Here is a 16,881-nt window from a genome sequence, read left to right as displayed (position 1 = left end):
TCAGGAATTGGGGTTCAGCATTCACGGAGTCTGCACCCGTTCTAGATATTGCGCCGTCAGCAGATAAGCCCCATTGGCAAACCGAATGGCCCAACAGTTCCCGGGCCGGCAACCCAACACCGTTCCCAAGTCCCCGATCGTCAAAACCGACGGCGGCCGCAACATGGGCATGGGTTCCGCCGTTTTGACGTAGGGCGGCAGGGCCACAAGCCGTACCCGATCGCCCGCGGCCAGGGTGAAACGGTCAGAGTCTTGCAATTCGCTCATAGGTCAGGAATCAGGTTAGGACGCGGGTTTGCACGCGGTTCGGGACTGGAGTTGAGGTCTGAATCGGGATTTCAATCGGGATTGGAATCGAGAGCTAGCAAATTGGGATGGCTGAATGAAAACTCAACCGAACCCGATCGCCCCTTCCCCCCGTCCAGACTAGCACCCGGCTTTCAGTGGCTGACCCGTCGCAGACGAATCGCCCCTAGCCCATATCGCAAGCCGGTATCGCAATCCGTTATCGCAAGCCAGTATCGCAAGCTGGCATCGCAAATTTGTATTCTTGCTTTCAGTTGTTTGCGCCGGTTGATTAACCCACCGGTTTTGCCATGACGGTCGATCGCCCTTTGCCCGCCGAACCTACCAAACCCCCAAGGTTTCGGTGCTTAGACCTGCTGCGGGGCCTGGCGATCGCAGCCATGATCTTGGTGAACAATCCGGGCAGTTGGGCCCAGGTTTATCCCCCCCTGCTCCACGCTGAGTGGCACGGCTTCACGCCCACAGATTTGGTCTTTCCGCTGTTTTTGTTCGTGGTTGGGGGAGCCATGGCCTTCTCCTTGGGGCGCGTGGCGGAAAAGGCCCCACTCGATCGCCCCCAACAGCGGCAAATCCATCGCAAATTGCTGCAACGGGTGCTGATTTTATTTGGCTTAGGCTTAGCCCTGAATGCCTCCACCCTGTTGATGCGGACTTGGTTTGAAGGGGCCCCGCTCCTGTGGGAAAAATGGCGAATTTTGGGTGTTTTGCAGCGAATTGCCTTGGCCTATGGTGCTTCGGCGCTCCTGGTTTTGCACTGCTCTCGACGGGCCCAAGCGATCGCCGTGGCGGGCCTGTGGTTGGGCTATTGGGCCCTGTTGAGCACCACGCCGCTCACGCCCGATGGTTCGATCGTCGGTTGGGTCGATCGAACCCTACTCGGCGCAAGTCATCTTTACCAACTCACCCTGAATCAACAAACCGTGGCCTTTGACCCGGAAGGACTGTTGAGCACCCTTCCCGCGATCGGGTCTACCCTAGCGGGCTATTGGGCGGTGCAGTGGCTGAAAACCCAGCCCATCAAAGCCCTCACCGCTTGGCGCTTGACGGGGGCCGGCGTAGGGGCGATCGCCCTGGGTCGCCTCTGGGATTTGGCGCTACCGCTGAATAAGCAACTTTGGACCAGTTCCTATGCGCTCTATGCCGCCGGTTGGTCGATCGTCTTGCTCGCAGGGTGCTATGCCCTCACGGAAATCCGGCGCGCCCACGGCATTAGCCGCCCCTTTGAAATTTTTGGGATGAACGCAATCACGGCTTTTGTGGGTTCCGGGTTGGTGGGTCGGCTGCTGAATCGCACCCACATTGGCAGCGGCCCCGATGCCCCCAGCACCTACCAATGGCTCTATCAAACCCTGTTCGCTTCCTGGGCGGGCCCCATGAGCGGCTCGCTGTTGTTTGCGATCGCGATGGTGCTGCTGTGGTGGTTGGCCATGTATGGGTTCTATCGCCGGGGCTGGTTCCTGAAGGTTTGAGGCCTGAGACCGCGATGGGTATGGGCTGGCAACGTTGAGAATTGGGGAATTTGCAGAGCAATTAGCAACCCGATCGACCCGATCGTCGCGCCTCATTTCCCACTCATCTGGGACTCATCTTGCCCGCCTACCTTGGTAAATGTGGACAGGCAACCCAGCAACTCCAACCAGCGCGATCGCCTCAAACCTTGTTGTGTAGAGACCCTGTGGATTCCTCAGGGGTGCTGCCTTGCTGTCGCCACGCCAGGTTTCTCAGTGTCACCCAATCTTTAGGTTCCGAGGACTGAATCGTTATGAAACGGACTGTTGTAGCGTTGGTTTTGGCTATGAGCGCGATCGCCCCGGTTGCTGCCATGGCCGTTGCACAAACCCCCTCCGCCACCCTGGCCCAGCAAAGCCGCGTCACCCTGCCCAAACAGTCAACCAGGGTGCTCAAGTCCGGAAACTTCATGGCCCTGGAGCATCCCACCCAAGGCACAGCCCGAATCGTGATGGAAGGCTCTCAGAAAATTCTGGAATTTGGCAACAACTTCCGCAGTGACAGTGGCCCAGCTCTGAGGGTGGTGTTGCATCGATCTGCCCGACCGGGAATGCAACTAACGGAAGGCCAATACGTGGTGTTGAGTGCGTTGCAAAAAACCTCCGGTTCCCAACGTTACGTGATCCCCAACAATCTCAATTTGGCGCAATACCAATCCGTGGCCATTTGGTGCCAACAGTTCAATGCCACCTTTGGGGCCGCAACGCTGAACTAGGCTTCCGTAGCAGGGCTGCGACTTTGCTGGCTGACCAAGGGCCGCCCAGGGCTTCGCAATTCAGGGTGGGCCCTTCGATCGATTCCTGGATTAAATAAGCGGTCGGCCACAGGCAGCACAGTTCGCTGCATGATCGTCATTTTCGGGGGCAGTGCAACGGGAGTTTAAGCAGTAGCTCATGACGGGGGATGTGGATGCAAACCAGGATCTGAATCTTGGTGGCTGCTGAGTTCACCGATTAACCAATAGGTGATCATTTCGCCTTTGCCCTTCACAGCAATTGTGCCCCGTTGCTCCAAGTGGAAATAGCTGTGCAGGCGATCGAAGGCCGCTTGGCTGACTTGAATTCGCCCCGGCTGCCCCAGGGTTTCCATCCGGCTGGCCACATTCACCGTGTCGCCCCAGAGGTCATAGACCAGCTTTTTCATCCCAATCACCCCGGCTACGGCGCTGCCGCTGTGGATGCCAATTCGCAACCGAAAAGGGCTGCCATCGGGCTTGCGATATTGCCCGATCGCCTGTTGCATGGCCAGGGCTAAATGGGCGATCGCAAAGGCGCTGTTCGATCGGGGCTTGGGCACACCGCCCACCACCATGTAGGCATCCCCGATCGTCTTGATTTTTTCCAGGCCGTATTGCTCCACCAGATCATCAAAGGTGCAAAACACATCATTCAGGAATTGCACCACCACCGTGGGCGGGTGCTGGGCGGCAAAGCTGGTGAAATCCACGAGATCCGCAAACAAAACGGTCACATCGTTGAAGGTTTCCGCCACGGTTTGGGAGCCGCTGGCCAGTTGTTCCGCCACGCCAGCGGGCAAGATGTTGTGTAATAGGTCGTTGATGCGATCGGTCTGGGCCGCCAGTTCAGCCGTGCGGCGGGCCACGCGCTGCTCTAGTTCACGGTTGAGGGCCGCAAGCGATCGCGCCGATCGGGAGCGCTCGGATTCCGCCGCCGACAGCACCATCGAAGTAATCGTGATTACGCCCAAAAAGGCCTGCAAAAACAGCACCGCCTGTTGGGTGCTGCTGGCTTTGGCCACAAAGGGGCCCATCCCAAAGGCCGTGCCCCCGATCGCGATCGCTGAAATCAGAAATGACCCCACCGCTGCGGCCCTTGGCCCAAACTGCATCCCCGCCCACACCACCAGGGGAAAGGGCAAATATTCCAAAGGATAGCGAGCAATATCCGCCTCCGTTTGGGCCCAAAAGACAATGCCGCTACTGCCGAGTAATAGCCCGAGCCAAAGGGTGCGCAGGAGCGATCGGCGCGTGCTTTTGTGTCGGCGCAGGCGGGTGATCCGTTGCCAATCTTGTTAGCTGGAGTTGGGCCACCATCAAAATCAGCGGCACAAAGACCAATATCCCCATGGCATCGCCCAAAAACCAGCCCCAACGCACCGTCGCAAACTCCGACCAAGGCAAGTTGCCGGTTAAGCACAGGGCCAACACACCGCAGGTGCAATTAATTTGGGGGGCAATCAGCACACCGCTGACCAAAAACTTCAGCACATTCGACACGCGATCGAACACATTGCTGCCCCCCAGCCGCCGAAACAGCCACACCCCAAGGACAGCCTGAACCGTTGCGCCCGTGCAGCCAAACAGTCCCAACAGGGGAATGGTGATCCCCGGATGGATCAGGTCATAGAAATTGATGCCGAGGGCGATCGCCGGCCACAGCCGAAAGCCGCCCAACATCAGGGCCGCTTGGGCAATGCCGGCCGAGGGCCAAACCGCCGTGCCAATTTGGTGCAACCCCGGCAGGGACACGGCCACATAGGCCGCGAGTCCGTAGGCGATCGCCACCACAATAATTGACCCGACCAGTTCTCCTCGGGAGCCGGGTTGCGCAAGTTTCCCAAATTTAACCAGCCAGCGATGATTCAAAATCCGTTGGGCGCTTGCTTGGGGAGCCTAGTGGGGAGGGAGCGATCGAGGGTGGATCGGACGCAATGCTAATGGAGATCCTAATGCGAGAAACGCTGAAGCATCGATCAAGGCCGGCGCTGGAAAATCGGGATAAGGACGATGAGTTCCTGGATTAGTTCATGAGCGGGGCATTTTCAATCATGAATTAGTCAGATCATGAACTAGGTCTCATGAGTTGGGTCACGAGTTGAGTAATTGGATTGGGTAATTAATTGGATTGGGTGATTGAGATTGGCCGATCGCCCAAAATGGCCATCACCAAACGGCCACAATCAAGATGGCTATCAGATTCAATAGCAGTTGACAGAACACCAAGCCTTGGGGATGATGGTAAATCGGCGCTTAGTCAGCCAACGACGACCTAGCGACCCCCGATCGCCCCACTTGTTTGAAACGGCTGCGATCGCGTCGCGTTGCAATCTTGCTCGGATCGGGTCGAGCAAAAGCCAGCCTCCGCGCCAGCTACCCGTACGGCAACCCTCATTTTCGGAACTTCCATGGCCTACGCAATTGTTGAAACCAGCGGCACACAACTTTGTGTCGAACCGGGTCGTTTCTATGACGTGAACCGCGTGTTCGCAGAAGTAGACGAAACCGTTACGCTCGATCGCGTTCTGTTGGTTCGCGACGGCGAAACGATCGACATCGGCGCACCCACCCTCGAAGGGGCCACCGTCACCGCCAAAGTGCTGCGCCACTTCCGCGGCCGGAAGATTATTGTTTATAAGATGCGCCCCAAAAAGAAAACCCGCAAAAAGCAAGGTCATCGCCAAGAATTGACCCGTTTGGTGATTGAGTCGATCACCTACGGTGGCAAGACCGTTGCGGCGGAATAAATCGATCGGGAATTGCTTTGGTTCATCTCCATCAGCCCGCTGGTGGTTGCATGGGCCAAGGCGCGATCGAGTGGCAGCCCCCACAGTAGCGAAATTCAACCGAAGTTTTTAGAGGTAGCTCGTCATGGCTCATAAAAAAGGGACAGGTAGTACTCGTAACGGTCGCGACTCTAATTCCAAGCGCTTGGGTGTGAAGCGCTACGGCGGTCAAATCGTCCGCGCTGGAAACATCCTGGTGCGTCAACGGGGCACTCAGTTCCACCCCGGCAACAATGTGGGTCGCGGCAACGATGACACCCTGTTCGCCTTGGTGGATGGTGTGGTGACCTTCGAGCGTCGCGGCAAGAGCGGCAAAAAGGTCAGCGTTTATCCTGCTGCTGCTGTCGAAGCCTAGGGACTTTTTTCGTCTCTCAGCATCGCTCATTAGATTGGCCTTTGAGGGGCGATCGAGCGATCCAAGATCAGAACATTCAGCCATCATTGGGCGAATTTTTTGAACTCTGGATCTAAGGCTCGATCGCCCCTTAAGTTATGGCTGGATCGATTGCGGCTCCCATTTGCAGCGGCAGAACAGGAACTTGGGGCATGAGGCCACGGCTCCTAGTCCACCAGCCGCTTAATTTCCCCGCAAACGCGATAAAACTGTCCCCGGGCCGATTCCCGCAACTCGCTCACCACATACTTAGCGCCCTCTTCGCGCACATTGCGGGGAAACTGCACATTCCAATCGGCATGGTAACCAGGGGACAGAACTCGCACTCGCAACTTGTCCCGATCGCGCACACATTGCACCACGATGCCTTCGCCGGGACTGCTGACCCGTTCCACCACATCCGAAACCGCCGTGCCTTCCCCTTGGGGTGCAAGAATTTCAGCCGGTGCGGGAATTTGCCCCTGCTGGGCCGCCTCGATCGCCTCGGGACTCACATCCAAACAAGCCAAATAGCCATTGGTCGTCACCAAATACAACCGGCGATCGTGCCACTGCATAGACAGGGCCGATCCGCAGCCGCTTGCTAACTTCCAAAGCCGCGTTCCGGTGCGATCGAAACAATAAATTGACGAGCAATTATCCCCCGCAAAAATATATTGCCCCTCCGCATCAGCCGCGCAAGAATAAACCGCTGAATCGCACTGGCATTGGGTTAATAATTCACCCTGTTTGCTGAATTCATAAACCAATTTACTGCTCGTGCCTGCATAAACCGTGGAGCACCCTTGCCAACCAAATAGCACAGAGCCTTTGGTGGATTGTTGCCATTGCACGCGCCCTTCCAAAAAGTCATAGCAGGTGATGCCATTGCTGTGGCCGTGGTAGATTCCTTGGTCATCACAACGCACCATCCAACCGGCTTGGCCCGTGGAAAGCCTAGTCCAATTGCGCTCTTCATCTTCCGGGTGAAACAGCGCCACCTGACCATTTTGATCGGAAACGCCTAGCCATCCGTCATAGATATCGAGCCAATAAATGTCGATGTTTTCTTCAATTTCATAGGCCAGTCGCGGCAGTTTTCCCGACAAGTCATAGACATTGCCGTCATCGCAACCGGCATAGAACCACAGATCATCGGCTACCAAACATTTCACACCGTCGGGTAGCTGAAATTGATTGAGAACTTGGCCTTCCAGGTCAAGGGCAAACACTTGGCCCGATTGATTGCCTACCCAACAGGCGGTGGGGCCGATGAAAATGCCAAAGGCGGCGGCTCCGGAGTTGAATTGCCACAGCACGGGGGCCGATCGGGCGGTGGAACGGCTGCTGGTGACCTGGCGGCGCGTGACGGAACGCTTGGGCCGGCCCCCTTGCACGGCGGGTTCATAGCCCTTGCGCAGTTTTTCTTGAATCTTTTTTTGGGCAGCGGCCTGGGCTTTTTCGGGGGTGGGATAGTCCTGGGTTTGCAGCCGTCCAGAATCCCCGATTCGGCCGTAGCGGATGCTGACGGTGGTGTCTTGCACCGTGACTTCATAGAACTTGTGGGATCCGCCGTCGGCTTCTGACAGCTCCAGGTAGGTGACGGAATGGCTCATGGGGGGGCTGAGGGAGAGTTGAAATCTGCCCGATCGGGGAGACTTGCTCCAACCTAGCTTCTGTGGATGGGTTGATCAACTGATTGCCAATGGGGGGCAATTTGGACGGCAGGATGACTGAATTCTCCGATCGCGCCACCCGATCACGCCACCCGATCGCCTCAAATACCTCAAAGGGCCGATTGACTCAGCCAGGCGATCGCCTCGCGAATCCACCGCTCTGGATCGCCTTCCTTGCTGAGGGCGGTTTGCTGGCCCACAGCCTCCAGGGCTTGGGTCACTTCCTGATCGCTGTAGCCCAAAGCCAAAAGGGTCATTTCCACATCTTCCCGCACCAGCCCCACCGGCCCGGCCGCGGGCGTGGTGGACAGCCCCGACTGATCGCGCCATTCCGCCAACTTGGTCTTTAGTTCTAGGGCAATTCGACCGGCGGTTTTGGGGCCAATGCCGGGGGTTTTTGCCAGCAGGTTGGCGTTGCCGCTGACGATCGCTTGGATCAGCACCGGTAATTCCAGGCGATCAAGCAGGGCGATCGCCAACTGTGGCCCCACACCATTCACGGCAATCAGTTGACGAAACAAATCCCGCTCCGCCACCGTGGCAAACCCAAATAGCAACCATCGATCGTCTCGCAGTTGCAAATGGGTGAAAACCTGTACCGTTTCGCCAATCATCCATTCCATGGTCGATCGGGGCAACAGTTGCACTTCATAGCCCACCTGAGCCACATCCAACAGCCCGATCGCCCGATTGCCCTGCACCTGAAGGGCCACAACCTGACCACGCAACGATCCAATCATTCGCGCCTCATTCGCGCCTATTTACCCACCATCACCGGCCGCACCGATCGGGGCCGCTCCGTCACCGTCGTGGGGCCACAGCTTCGGTATTCATAGGCATCGCAGGGCGCATAGCAATTGTTGGGCCGCCAGCATTCAGAAGCCCACAGCAGCGGCCGCCACAGGCAGGAGCCATCTGGGCATTCCTGCAAAGCCGGTGACAACAACTGCAACACGATTAGATAGGACACCACACCCATGAATATGCGCGTACCGACAAACATTGCAATTCACCTCCTCTGTTAGGGCTATTGCTAGGGCGATCGATTGGGGCCATCCTACCCTAATCGTCCTAGCGGGTTCGAGGGAGTTTCGCCACCCATTGGGGCCAGAACTCCCGGATGGTTTCAGGCTTGAGCTTAGGCAGGCTTGAGTTTAGGCAGGCTTGAGCTTAGGTTTGAATCACCGGAATTTTTGCAGCACTATTCAACGCCTCTAGGGCTTCTTCAGTGCGTTCTTCTCGTTTCAGCTCGGTGAGATCGCCATTCAGGGCATGATCTAAATTCTGATTTAAATCATCATTACGGTCAGGGGTTCGATCGCCACTGCGCTGACCGCTTGGATCCTCTTTGCGATCGCCGGAATCGGGCGGAACCACCGAATCTTCCGGTTCATGCTCCACCACAAACACATTGGAATAAAGATTCGCAATCACTTGCTTGCCCTGCTGAGTCAGGCGCAAATATTCCAATGCATCTTTCACATAGGGAAAAACACCATTCCAATAGAATTTGGGATAGTTTTTGCGCAGATCACCCGGGTGGGCATAGCCTAAATATTGATTGGTGCCAGTTTCTTCAAATTCGTAATAAAGTGCGCTGATTTTATTCAGATAGCGCGGATCGGACAATTGACCAATTAAATCTGAAGCCCGCACCATGCCTGGATAGTTCAGGGTGTCTTGGTGATCTTCTTCCTTGGGAACCGGGAAGCGGGTGAGTTCAATGTTGCGCTCGATCGCCTCGGAGTCAATTAATTTGTGACCCCCAAAGCGTTCCTTTATAAACATTTTGGCGCGATCGACATGGTAGGGCGTGAGGCTGGCATCGGAGGCCCCCGGCCGCAGCTTCACCAACTCATCTCCGCGGCCGGTGGCGTAGTAGCGGCCATTGTCTAGGCGACAAACCCCTTTGACATAGCCAATGTCGTGACAGAGCAGGGAGATGATGAAATGCAGCCAATCTTCTGGCGACACGCCCCCTTCGCGAATATGTTTGCCCCGGATCACTTCCTGGCCCACCAGGGTGACCAGGATGGTGTGTTCCACGTCGTGGTAAAGCGCGTCACTGTTGGCAATATTTTCGAGGGCCATGTTGCCGGCCCAGCCAATGATGTCTTCGTACTCCGGTTTCCAGCCGCCGTAGGTACGCCGATAGCCCTCTTTGAGGCGATCGACAAATGCATCAATCAGAATTTCCGTGGCGTTAAACAACATAGGCGAGGGGGTCGCGGGAGGCGATCGCAGCGCATCCGTTGGAATCCGAGTCGATTGTAACTGAGTCTGAGAGTGGCTTGCCGTTGTTGAGTAACGGTTTGCCCATCAGCGCGGCCCTAGCCTAAGGCTTTGGGAACCGGTTTGGGGGCAACGGCGATCGCCCTGGGGGGTGCGAGATCCATGGGGGACGGGCATTCATCCGGGGCCGTGAGTCAGGGTCACGAGTCAGTTTTGCAACCAAGCGATAAACTGGATGGACGGAGAGTGTAGGCGAGGCGGTTGCGGATGATGAGCCTGTGCTCGCTTGGGCTGGCTGTGGCCGGTTCAAGGGGCGATCGGTCGTCATCTGAGGAAAGTCCGGGCTTCCGAAAGACCAGGCTTGCTGGGTAACGCCCAGTGCGAGCGATCGTGAGGATAGTGCCACAGAAAAATACCGCCGAGCCACCGAGCCGCTTAAAAATTCCCCACCCAAACTGTCCCACTTTGCTGCGGCAGAAGATTGTTTTCGGTGACTGAATTGTTAACGGCTCTGGCTCGGTAAGGGTGCAAAGGTGCGGTAAGAGCGCACCAGCAGCATCGAGAGGTGCTGGCTCGGTAAACCCCGGCCGGAAGCAAGGTGAGGGGCAAGGGTTGGTCTTTTTCCTGTCCCGCTTTGAGAACCGCTTGAGGCGATCGGTAACGATCGTCCCAGATAGATAACCGCCCATTGATTGGCCCTTGGCGTGCGGCTTGCTGTGCTCCGAGGCCAATTGAGGACAGAACCCGGCTTACGTCCTGCCTCTCCTTTTAATTTGTTGTCCAGAAGCGTTCATGGGTTCGTTGGCATCAACCGTATTAAGCTATCCCCGCCGACAACGGGATCTCGAAGCCCTGTTATTGCGCATGGGGCTGGATGAGGGTGCAACTGTCGATTGGGTGTTGCTCGATCGGGCCCTGACTCACCCCACGGCGGATTCCCAAACCAACTACGAACAGTTGGAATTCGTGGGGGATGCGATCGTGCGGACGGCAGCGGCCGAATTGCTGTGGGAAACCTATCCCGATTGGCCCGTGGGCGAAATGGCGGCGGCGCGGGCCATTTTGGTGAGCGATCGGATGTTGGCGCGAATTGCCGACACCTATAATCTGGAGCGCTACCTGATCATGGGCGGCAGCGCGGCTCGGGATTTGGAAGGGCGGCAATCGCGCTTGGCCGATGCCCTGGAAGCAACCATCGGAGCCTTATATCTTTCGGTGCGATCGCTGGATTTGGTGCGGCCTTGGCTCGATGACCATTTTCGAGCGATCGCCCACCAGGTGCGCAACGACCCGGCCCGCCAAAACTACAAGGCAGCCCTTCAGGAATGGACCCAAGGGCGCTACAAATCCTTGCCGGAATATCGAGTGCGGGAACTGAGCGCCGTCCATGGGGATGTGCAGCGCTTTGAGGCCCAGGTTTGGTTCCATGGCCGTTGTTTGGGCCAAGGCCGCGGTCGATCGCGCAAGTTGGCGGAACAGGCCGCGGCCCAAGAAGCCTTTTTATGGCTGTGCGATCGGGATGATTTGCCCAGTGATTTACCCGGTGATTTACCCAGCAATTTGCCAGGCCCTTTACCGGGCGATCAATCAAGCAATTCCCCTGGTGATGCGCCCGGCGATCGCGAATGATCGCGAACATTAGGCTGACTTGCGCATCCATTGTTTAAATTTCTGCTTGAATTTCCGTTGGGCCCGCTCCCACAGACTCGGAGGCGCATTATGGGCCCGGGGGCGACCGACCAAGCGGGGGCGCTGCTGCGGATGCTTGAGGTAGCGGTAGTGCAAGAAGGTGTCGCGATAGGGAAAGGTGATGTTTTCGCCCGCGCAAACCCTGGAAAATAGGGACGACGATAGACCGATGTAGTGCAAATAAAGCAGGGGGCGATCGCGATCGAACACTTGCCCCGATCGCTCCACAAAATGTTTTGAAGTGACGCTATTGCCCGTGACCTGTTCTTTGGGCCAATGGTGCGCACAGTTATGAACCTTGAGGTTCGATCGCATCACCAAATAGTTCAACAGTGCCTGATCAGCCGATCGGGGATAGAGCACATCTGACTCGCCGGCCTGAAGCTGTTTCAACAATTCATCGCAGCGATCGAGGGTCAGCACGCCCCGCTTGGTGGCATACAGCCCCGAACAAAACAGCGATTGCTGCATTTGCTCCGGGGAAAACAGCGATTGCAACAGAGGACTCGCCACCCGATACACATGGGCGGGGTCTTTGTACTGAAAATCGTAGGTGACCCAATCGGCGGTTTCCAAGGCCGCAAACAAGGGCGCGAGGGGCTGGAGCACTAAGGTATCCGCGTCCAGATAAATGAATCGATCGAACGGGCCATCGAAGGCCGCCAACCGCCGTCGCCCGCCCATGGTGCGCCCATAAAGATTCGGTTCTTGTTCATAAAGCTGCAAGGCCAGGGGGGTGGCTTCAATGACGGATTTGGAAAATTGATCCCAGCGGGCGATTAAGTCCCAATCTTCCAAAATTTGCACGTGGGGCCAGTCGGCCAAGACGGTTTTCAGGCGATCGATCCGATGGTCATAGGGACAAACCAGCACCGGATAAGGACTGCCATCGGCCAAGCGGCCGCCGTTGGCTTCAACGCTGTTCAAAAAGGCAATGAGCTGATCCAGAACCACATCGTTGGCTAATGTGTAGAGACCATCCATAAAAATTCCCCCCCCCCGGGTCTTTGTGAATTCGATCGCGTTTGGGATCGCTACTCTGTGGAAGCCACCCGATCGCGACTTATTCAGGTTTAACCGATCGCCCCTGGGATCACCGCGCTGGCCATTCGGGGGCTGTGGCCCCACAAGGGGATGTGAGATGATGATTGGTCGATCGACTGAGACCAAGGGCGGCAGCACTCTAGAATTGATTACAATTGATAGAGAGTTGTTGGGAGGGCGCTGATGACGCTACTAGAATTGCAAAATCAGGCGTTACAGTTGCCGATTAGCGATCGCTGGCGCTTAGTCCAGTCCTTGTTGAGTTCCATTCAACAGGAAACGTTGGTGTTCAGCCCCCCAACTCTGAGTGCCAATTCGGTTGCCAGTCTTGCCCCCTGGACTCAAAGCCTAATTGGCGTGATTCAGCTCAGTGAAGAAGATCCAACAGATGTCTATGGAGATTATCTGGAGGAGAAGTACGGGTGAAGCAAGTCTTGTTTGACAGTGACGTGTTGATTGATGTTTTAGCCTAACGCCAACCATTTTCATAGTATTCATAGATAGGAAAAGTCATAAATCTAAAGGTTTCATACTAAGATAGCAAAATCAACTAATACTCCTACGTTAAGGAACCGTATATGGATACTCTCGATACTTACATTGAAAGTTTGACAAAACAGATGCAAGAGTTGGCAATCACAACGGCTGAGGAAGTTACTCAACTCAGATTAAAAGCTGAACAAGCAGAACAAATTCATGAACTCTTAGTCAACACATTTTTATATCTTGGGAAAGGATGGCCACTTCACATCCTAAGTCTCAAAAAACAACAGGAATTGCTATTAAAAATAATGGCATCTGAGCACCATCCAGCAGTAACGATACTAAGTGAAGTTCATCATTTGGCAGTAGAGCAGACAACTAAATTTAGTCGTGCATACTTTCCCAAAATCCTAGCTGATGCCTGTGATCAGGCTAGACTTCCTATTGATAAAGAAAGTAGACACCCAACGTATCTGTTTAATCGCGGTTTTTTCAAGCTGACTGTCAATGAAAGTAAAAAGACTGCTCGCCTATCAAATTACGAGGTAAAGTCCCTTTGGGAAATACCTGCCGATGTTGGAGCTATTGTAGAAGGTATACAACGCGAGCACAAACGCTTGTTTGAGCGGAGATTTTCAGGATCAGAATTTTTAAGCACTATTCGATCTCAGTATCTATCCCTTATTAAGCAAGGCAAGAAAAAAGATGGAGAAAGCATTCCTATCCGCGATATCACTCGACGACTTGGAAAGAACAAAGATAAGTTTCGTACTGATGAGTTCCTCATCGATCTTTCTCAGCTAGTAAAAGACGGGTCTACTAGAATTGACGGTCGATGCCTAGAGCTACAGCAGACTAAAGACGATAATCGAGGGATGCTCCTCTATGGGAAGGAAGAGCAAGGGTATATTGGCTTTGTAGTTTTCAAGTAAAAGTTTATGAACAGGAACATTGCTACCCAAGTTATCGAATCTCTCCGCAGTGGCATCCCGCCAATTAGAGGGGTCAAAGCTTACTCAGTTGGTAATGATAAGCTACTCGAAGGCATCAAGAAGTTTCATCTGAGCAGCATTAGGGAAAAGGGTACTATTCGATTTATCAGCGGTTCGTGGGGGTCAGGCAAAACTCACTTCTTCAGGCTATTGCGGGAAGCTGCTTTTGAAGGAAATTGCCTTGTTTCTAACGTTCAGCTAAATGCCGACGATGCCGCACTCAATAAATTCGAGCGCGTCTTCTACTCAATTATTAGAAACATCGCTACGCCATCTTATCTTGAGGAACAAGCCAGCTCTGAAATTGCTCCCTTTGGGCAGGTACTAAAGGAATCCCTTGCTTTTTTATCCAAAGGTCATAAATCAATGGAGACTGGGTTCTCCTATGAAGATTTTGTCATAGCTAGAGAAGCTCTCATGATTGATCGCAGCATCGACATTGATTTTCGGAAGATGATCGAAAAATATTGGGAGACATTTTTGCCCGAGTCTTCTGATCGAGCGATTCAAGAGCAAATCCGGGCTGAGATTTTGCAATGGTTTAGTGGAGAAGGCTCAAAATCATCCTATAGCAAACGCTTTGGAGTGAACAAAATCGTTAGCAAGGATAATGCTAAATTGATGCTCCAGTCGCTTGCAGGGTTTGTTAAATTGGCAGGCTATCAAGGTTTGGTCATCCTATTTGATGAAGCCGAGCAAGCCTACTCAATCATGCGAAAATCCTCACTCAAAGATGCACATAACAACCTCTTGTCGCTTATTAATAACATTGAAGATCTCTCGGGTTTATTTCTAATCTATGCCACGACACCAGATTTTTTCAATGATCCGAAACACGGAATTAGTATTTATGGCGCTCTGTCCGGACGAATTGGTAAGCCTCAACCTTGGCAACCCAAGGCACTGGATAAGATTTGGAACTTTGATGAAGTTGTCATCAGCCAAGATGATTATCAGGCTGCGGCTAGCAAGATTCGTCAAGTCTATGCTTTGGCCTATCCAGAAGCAGAACTACCGTCTAGCCAGGAAGTTAAATCATTTGTAGAAGATCTATTGCCTGAATATAGTGAGTATGCCGAAGTTCGATTTTGGAGAGTTATGGTTACGGCTCTAGTTACGTATTTTGATAGACACCAAGAAGGAGAAGAAAGCACCGCAGAGGAAATCTATGTCAGTATCATGGATCGACTGCGTGAGGAATAGTCTATGAATGTGAAAGAGCAAAGAGTAATTGAGTCTCTCCGGCTAGGAATTCCACCTGAAGGATACATTCGCGAATTTACTTTAGGTAGGCTACAGGAAATTGCTACTCTAACCACAACCCTTCAGCAGCCATCATCAACTGCTCTGCTACTGAAAGCTAACTATGGCTCTGGCAAAAGTCACTTGCTAAAGTTTATTCGTGAGGAGGCACTAAGTATCGGTTACGCTGTTAGCTTTGTCACCCTAGATGCTAAATCGGCTGTTCGCTTCAATCGAATGGATCAAATTTTTGGCGCAATATGTCGTGGTATAGAAGTACCAAATACTAAAGATAAGGGAATTACAGCATTTTTTAACTGGATTCTGTCAAGATCAAGAACCGGAAAAATTGCTGAGAATTGGAATCGCATTACCAATGATCAACGCTGGAGTTACTCTAAGGCTATTAAGTCTCCCAGCATTTTTATTGCTTTAAGAGCATGGGAGAGTGACAGAGTAGACACAAATTTAATTGAAGACTGGCTACATCAAATAGGAAGATCAGAAGGATATAGCGCAGCTTATCTAGATCGCGAGCTTATCAGAAAACCTCAGATTTATTTTCAGGAAGGGTTACAAACTAACGGAGCACTCGCATGGTCTAGTTATACAAATAAGACATCATTATTTAATTTCAAGCATAATGCTTATGCTCAAGCTTGGGATGCAGTTGAAGATCTAGACACATTAGCAAAAGCTTCTAATCTTCGAGGGCTGATCATTTTATTTGATGAGTTTGAAGATGTTGTTTACAACATTAGCAATATCGAACATCAAAAGGCTGCATTTCAGAATTTATTCAAGTTTTTTTTTGGTAGTTTCTTCAAGAGTCCATCTTTCTTTGCAGTTACTCCCGGTTTTGTAGAAAAATGCAAGCATCGCCTGATAATGAAGGGTCATTGGGATTACGACTATAGACACTTTGACACCTTACCAACCTTTGAAATGAGTCCCTTAGATGAGAACAACCTACAGAAACTAGCTGACAAAATTCGGCAATTTCATGGAATTGCTTATGACTGGAACTCGAATACACTATCTGTTGGGGAGTCTCTAAGACGTGTTGTTGTCAAAGCAGCATCAACACCCCTTCAGGATCGTACTCGATATACAATCTGTGAAGTGGTTAAATGTCTTGATCAACTGTTTGAAGACAATGAATACTCTTGACTTGCTAGACAAGCGCATTGCATCGGCTTTCTATGGAAATTTTCCAACCTTACGCCCTGCTCAAGAGGCCGCCATTGAACCACTGATTCTAGGAAAAAACCTAGTACTATCTTCTGGTACAGGCTCAGGAAAAACTGAAGCAGTGATGGCACCGCTGATTAGCCGATACTGGCGACAGGCAATTGGATCTGATGCCCTCACGATACTGTACATTGCACCAACCAAAGCTCTAGTTAACGATCTGGAAACGAGATTGAGTCTTGTACTACAGAAAATCAGGTTTCGAGTAGGTATACGACATGGTGATCGCGATGACCTTAAATCTGCTTTGAAGCCACATATCCTAATCACAACTCCAGAATCTTTAGACGTTCTTCTCTTTCGGAAAGATTCTGCCTTAGCCAATATTCAAGCTGTCGTAATTGATGAAGTTCATTTACTTTACAACACTCAACGAGGATTGCAGTTGTCAGTCCTAATTCAAAGACTTAAACAAAAGATAGAGCATCCGCTACAGCAGAAGTGTTGAATGACAGATTCAGGTTATAAAAAAGGGGTAAGAAGATGTAATTCTTACCCCAAACAATCAAAAAGTAATACACCAATGTTACGCTCATTCTCTCAAATCGTCAAACCTATTCTC

General features: G+C 52.7%; 18 protein-coding genes, 1 other RNA gene and 1 pseudogene. 11 read left to right on the top strand and 9 right to left on the bottom strand.

Features of this window, described 5'->3' with window-relative positions:
- Window positions 1-21 precede the first annotated feature (21 nt).
- Window positions 22-267, bottom strand: a complete 246-nt coding sequence (gene sipA, locus H6F46_RS11410) for a regulatory protein SipA (RefSeq protein ID WP_099533234.1) — start codon at window positions 265-267, stop codon at window positions 22-24.
- 329 nt (window positions 268-596) lie between these two features.
- On the opposite strand from sipA, the gene H6F46_RS11405 reads away from it, so the two are divergent.
- Together H6F46_RS11405 and H6F46_RS11400 are read left to right on the top strand one after the other, a co-directional pair.
- Entirely contained in the window at window positions 597-1,775 is a 1,179-nt protein-coding gene (locus tag H6F46_RS11405; protein ID WP_190355008.1) for an acyltransferase family protein, read from the top strand.
- A 293-nt stretch (window positions 1,776-2,068) separates the two neighbouring features.
- A complete protein-coding gene (locus tag H6F46_RS11400) occupies window positions 2,069-2,530 on the top strand; it encodes a DM13 domain-containing protein (RefSeq protein WP_099533232.1) in 462 nt (153 codons plus the stop codon).
- Between the two features lie 90 nt (window positions 2,531-2,620).
- On the opposite strand, the gene H6F46_RS19855 is transcribed toward H6F46_RS11400, so the two are convergent.
- Genes H6F46_RS19855 through H6F46_RS11390 form a run of 3 tightly spaced genes read right to left on the bottom strand, consistent with a single transcriptional unit; the run spans window position 2,621 to window position 4,420 of the window.
- Entirely contained in the window at window positions 2,621-2,710 is a 90-nt protein-coding gene (locus H6F46_RS19855; RefSeq protein ID WP_370567125.1) for a 4-Cys prefix domain-containing protein, read from the bottom strand.
- Window positions 2,707-3,747, bottom strand: a complete 1,041-nt coding sequence (locus H6F46_RS11395) for an adenylate/guanylate cyclase domain-containing protein (protein ID WP_370567134.1) — start codon at window positions 3,745-3,747, stop codon at window positions 2,707-2,709. The genes H6F46_RS19855 and H6F46_RS11395 overlap by 4 nt, the downstream gene beginning before the upstream one ends.
- A gap of 4 nt (window positions 3,748-3,751) precedes the next feature.
- Window positions 3,752-4,420 (bottom strand): MASE1 domain-containing protein, encoded by a 669-nt coding sequence (locus tag H6F46_RS11390; RefSeq protein WP_190355009.1) that lies wholly within the window; start codon window positions 4,418-4,420, stop codon window positions 3,752-3,754.
- Between the two features lie 539 nt (window positions 4,421-4,959).
- Between H6F46_RS11390 and rplU the strand changes: the two genes are divergently transcribed.
- On the top strand, window positions 4,960-5,298 hold the full coding sequence (gene rplU / locus H6F46_RS11385) for a 50S ribosomal protein L21 (RefSeq protein WP_099533282.1): 339 nt from the start codon (window positions 4,960-4,962) through the stop codon (window positions 5,296-5,298).
- Window positions 5,299-5,422: 124 nt separating this feature from the next.
- Window positions 5,423-5,692, top strand: a complete 270-nt coding sequence (gene rpmA / locus H6F46_RS11380) for a 50S ribosomal protein L27 (protein WP_190355010.1) — start codon at window positions 5,423-5,425, stop codon at window positions 5,690-5,692.
- Between the two features lie 206 nt (window positions 5,693-5,898).
- Here the strand turns inward: rpmA and H6F46_RS11375 are convergent, their stop codons facing one another.
- The 4 genes and pseudogenes from H6F46_RS11375 to H6F46_RS11360 all read right to left on the bottom strand — a co-directional run.
- Window positions 5,899-7,326, bottom strand: coding sequence for a WGR domain-containing protein (locus tag H6F46_RS11375; RefSeq protein ID WP_190355011.1), 1,428 nt, complete (start codon window positions 7,324-7,326; stop codon window positions 5,899-5,901).
- Between the two features lie 170 nt (window positions 7,327-7,496).
- Entirely contained in the window at window positions 7,497-8,126 is a 630-nt protein-coding gene (ruvA, locus tag H6F46_RS11370) for a Holliday junction branch migration protein RuvA (RefSeq protein ID WP_190355012.1), read from the bottom strand.
- A gap of 17 nt (window positions 8,127-8,143) precedes the next feature.
- On the bottom strand, window positions 8,144-8,389 hold the full coding sequence (locus tag H6F46_RS11365; protein ID WP_190355013.1) for a hypothetical protein: 246 nt from the start codon (window positions 8,387-8,389) through the stop codon (window positions 8,144-8,146).
- A 386-nt stretch (window positions 8,390-8,775) separates the two neighbouring features.
- Window positions 8,776-9,600: pseudogene (locus tag H6F46_RS11360) on the bottom strand (Npun_R2479 family HD domain-containing metalloprotein); the annotation flags it as partial.
- 261 nt (window positions 9,601-9,861) lie between these two features.
- Between H6F46_RS11360 and rnpB the strand changes: the two are divergent.
- Window positions 9,862-10,386: RNase P RNA component class A (rnpB, locus tag H6F46_RS11355), an RNA gene on the top strand.
- 24 nt (window positions 10,387-10,410) lie between these two features.
- Window positions 10,411-11,247, top strand: a complete 837-nt coding sequence (rnc, locus tag H6F46_RS11350; RefSeq protein WP_190355014.1) for a ribonuclease III — start codon at window positions 10,411-10,413, stop codon at window positions 11,245-11,247.
- A gap of 9 nt (window positions 11,248-11,256) precedes the next feature.
- On the opposite strand, the gene H6F46_RS11345 is transcribed toward rnc, so the two are convergent.
- Window positions 11,257-12,291, bottom strand: a complete 1,035-nt coding sequence (locus tag H6F46_RS11345) for an Npun_R2821/Npun_R2822 family protein (RefSeq protein ID WP_190355015.1) — start codon at window positions 12,289-12,291, stop codon at window positions 11,257-11,259.
- Between the two features lie 243 nt (window positions 12,292-12,534).
- Between H6F46_RS11345 and H6F46_RS11340 the strand changes: the two genes are divergently transcribed.
- The 5 genes from H6F46_RS11340 (at window position 12,535) to H6F46_RS11320 (ending at window position 16,767) form a co-directional block, all read left to right on the top strand.
- The gene (locus tag H6F46_RS11340) at window positions 12,535-12,777 is read left to right on the top strand and encodes a hypothetical protein (protein ID WP_190355016.1); all 243 of its coding nucleotides are present in this window, start codon (window positions 12,535-12,537) and stop codon (window positions 12,775-12,777) included.
- Between the two features lie 152 nt (window positions 12,778-12,929).
- Window positions 12,930-13,766, top strand: a complete 837-nt coding sequence (locus H6F46_RS11335) for a hypothetical protein (RefSeq protein WP_190355017.1) — start codon at window positions 12,930-12,932, stop codon at window positions 13,764-13,766.
- Between the two features lie 6 nt (window positions 13,767-13,772).
- On the top strand, window positions 13,773-15,029 hold the full coding sequence (locus tag H6F46_RS11330) for a BREX system ATP-binding domain-containing protein (RefSeq protein WP_190355018.1): 1,257 nt from the start codon (window positions 13,773-13,775) through the stop codon (window positions 15,027-15,029).
- 3 nt (window positions 15,030-15,032) lie between these two features.
- Window positions 15,033-16,238 (top strand): BREX system ATP-binding domain-containing protein, encoded by a 1,206-nt coding sequence (locus tag H6F46_RS11325; RefSeq protein WP_190355019.1) that lies wholly within the window; start codon window positions 15,033-15,035, stop codon window positions 16,236-16,238.
- Entirely contained in the window at window positions 16,225-16,767 is a 543-nt protein-coding gene (locus H6F46_RS11320) for a DEAD/DEAH box helicase (RefSeq protein WP_190355020.1), read from the top strand. Before H6F46_RS11325 ends, H6F46_RS11320 begins: the two co-directional genes overlap by 14 nt.
- Window positions 16,768-16,881: the final 114 nt, after the last annotated feature.

The organism is Limnothrix sp. FACHB-1083 (assembly GCF_014696485.1).
In the GTDB taxonomy this organism is placed as follows: domain Bacteria; phylum Cyanobacteriota; class Cyanobacteriia; order CACIAM-69d; family CACIAM-69d; genus CACIAM-69d.
The sequence above is the reverse complement of the archived record's forward strand: the minus strand, read 5'-3'. Positions and strand labels throughout refer to the sequence as shown.

What these genes read in the sequence shown, in the direction of transcription:
- sipA (WP_099533234.1), bottom strand. Translation starts at nt 267, where the DNA reads ATGAGCGAATTGCAAGACTCTGACCGTTTCACCCTGGCCGCGGGCGAT.
- H6F46_RS11405 (WP_190355008.1), top strand. Translation starts at nt 597, where the DNA reads ATGACGGTCGATCGCCCTTTGCCCGCCGAACCTACCAAACCCCCAAGG.
- H6F46_RS11400 (WP_099533232.1), top strand. Translation starts at nt 2,069, where the DNA reads ATGAAACGGACTGTTGTAGCGTTGGTTTTGGCTATGAGCGCGATCGCC.
- H6F46_RS19855 (WP_370567125.1), bottom strand. Translation starts at nt 2,710, where the DNA reads ATGAGCTACTGCTTAAACTCCCGTTGCACTGCCCCCGAAAATGACGAT.
- rplU (WP_099533282.1), top strand. Translation starts at nt 4,960, where the DNA reads ATGGCCTACGCAATTGTTGAAACCAGCGGCACACAACTTTGTGTCGAA.
- rpmA (WP_190355010.1), top strand. Translation starts at nt 5,423, where the DNA reads ATGGCTCATAAAAAAGGGACAGGTAGTACTCGTAACGGTCGCGACTCT.
- H6F46_RS11375 (WP_190355011.1), bottom strand. Translation starts at nt 7,326, where the DNA reads ATGAGCCATTCCGTCACCTACCTGGAGCTGTCAGAAGCCGACGGCGGA.
- ruvA (WP_190355012.1), bottom strand. Translation starts at nt 8,126, where the DNA reads ATGATTGGATCGTTGCGTGGTCAGGTTGTGGCCCTTCAGGTGCAGGGC.
- H6F46_RS11365 (WP_190355013.1), bottom strand. Translation starts at nt 8,389, where the DNA reads ATGTTTGTCGGTACGCGCATATTCATGGGTGTGGTGTCCTATCTAATC.
- rnc (WP_190355014.1), top strand. Translation starts at nt 10,411, where the DNA reads ATGGGTTCGTTGGCATCAACCGTATTAAGCTATCCCCGCCGACAACGG.
- H6F46_RS11345 (WP_190355015.1), bottom strand. Translation starts at nt 12,291, where the DNA reads ATGGATGGTCTCTACACATTAGCCAACGATGTGGTTCTGGATCAGCTC.
- H6F46_RS11340 (WP_190355016.1), top strand. Translation starts at nt 12,535, where the DNA reads ATGACGCTACTAGAATTGCAAAATCAGGCGTTACAGTTGCCGATTAGC.
- H6F46_RS11335 (WP_190355017.1), top strand. Translation starts at nt 12,930, where the DNA reads ATGGATACTCTCGATACTTACATTGAAAGTTTGACAAAACAGATGCAA.
- H6F46_RS11330 (WP_190355018.1), top strand. Translation starts at nt 13,773, where the DNA reads ATGAACAGGAACATTGCTACCCAAGTTATCGAATCTCTCCGCAGTGGC.
- H6F46_RS11325 (WP_190355019.1), top strand. Translation starts at nt 15,033, where the DNA reads ATGAATGTGAAAGAGCAAAGAGTAATTGAGTCTCTCCGGCTAGGAATT.
- H6F46_RS11320 (WP_190355020.1), top strand. Translation starts at nt 16,225, where the DNA reads ATGAATACTCTTGACTTGCTAGACAAGCGCATTGCATCGGCTTTCTAT.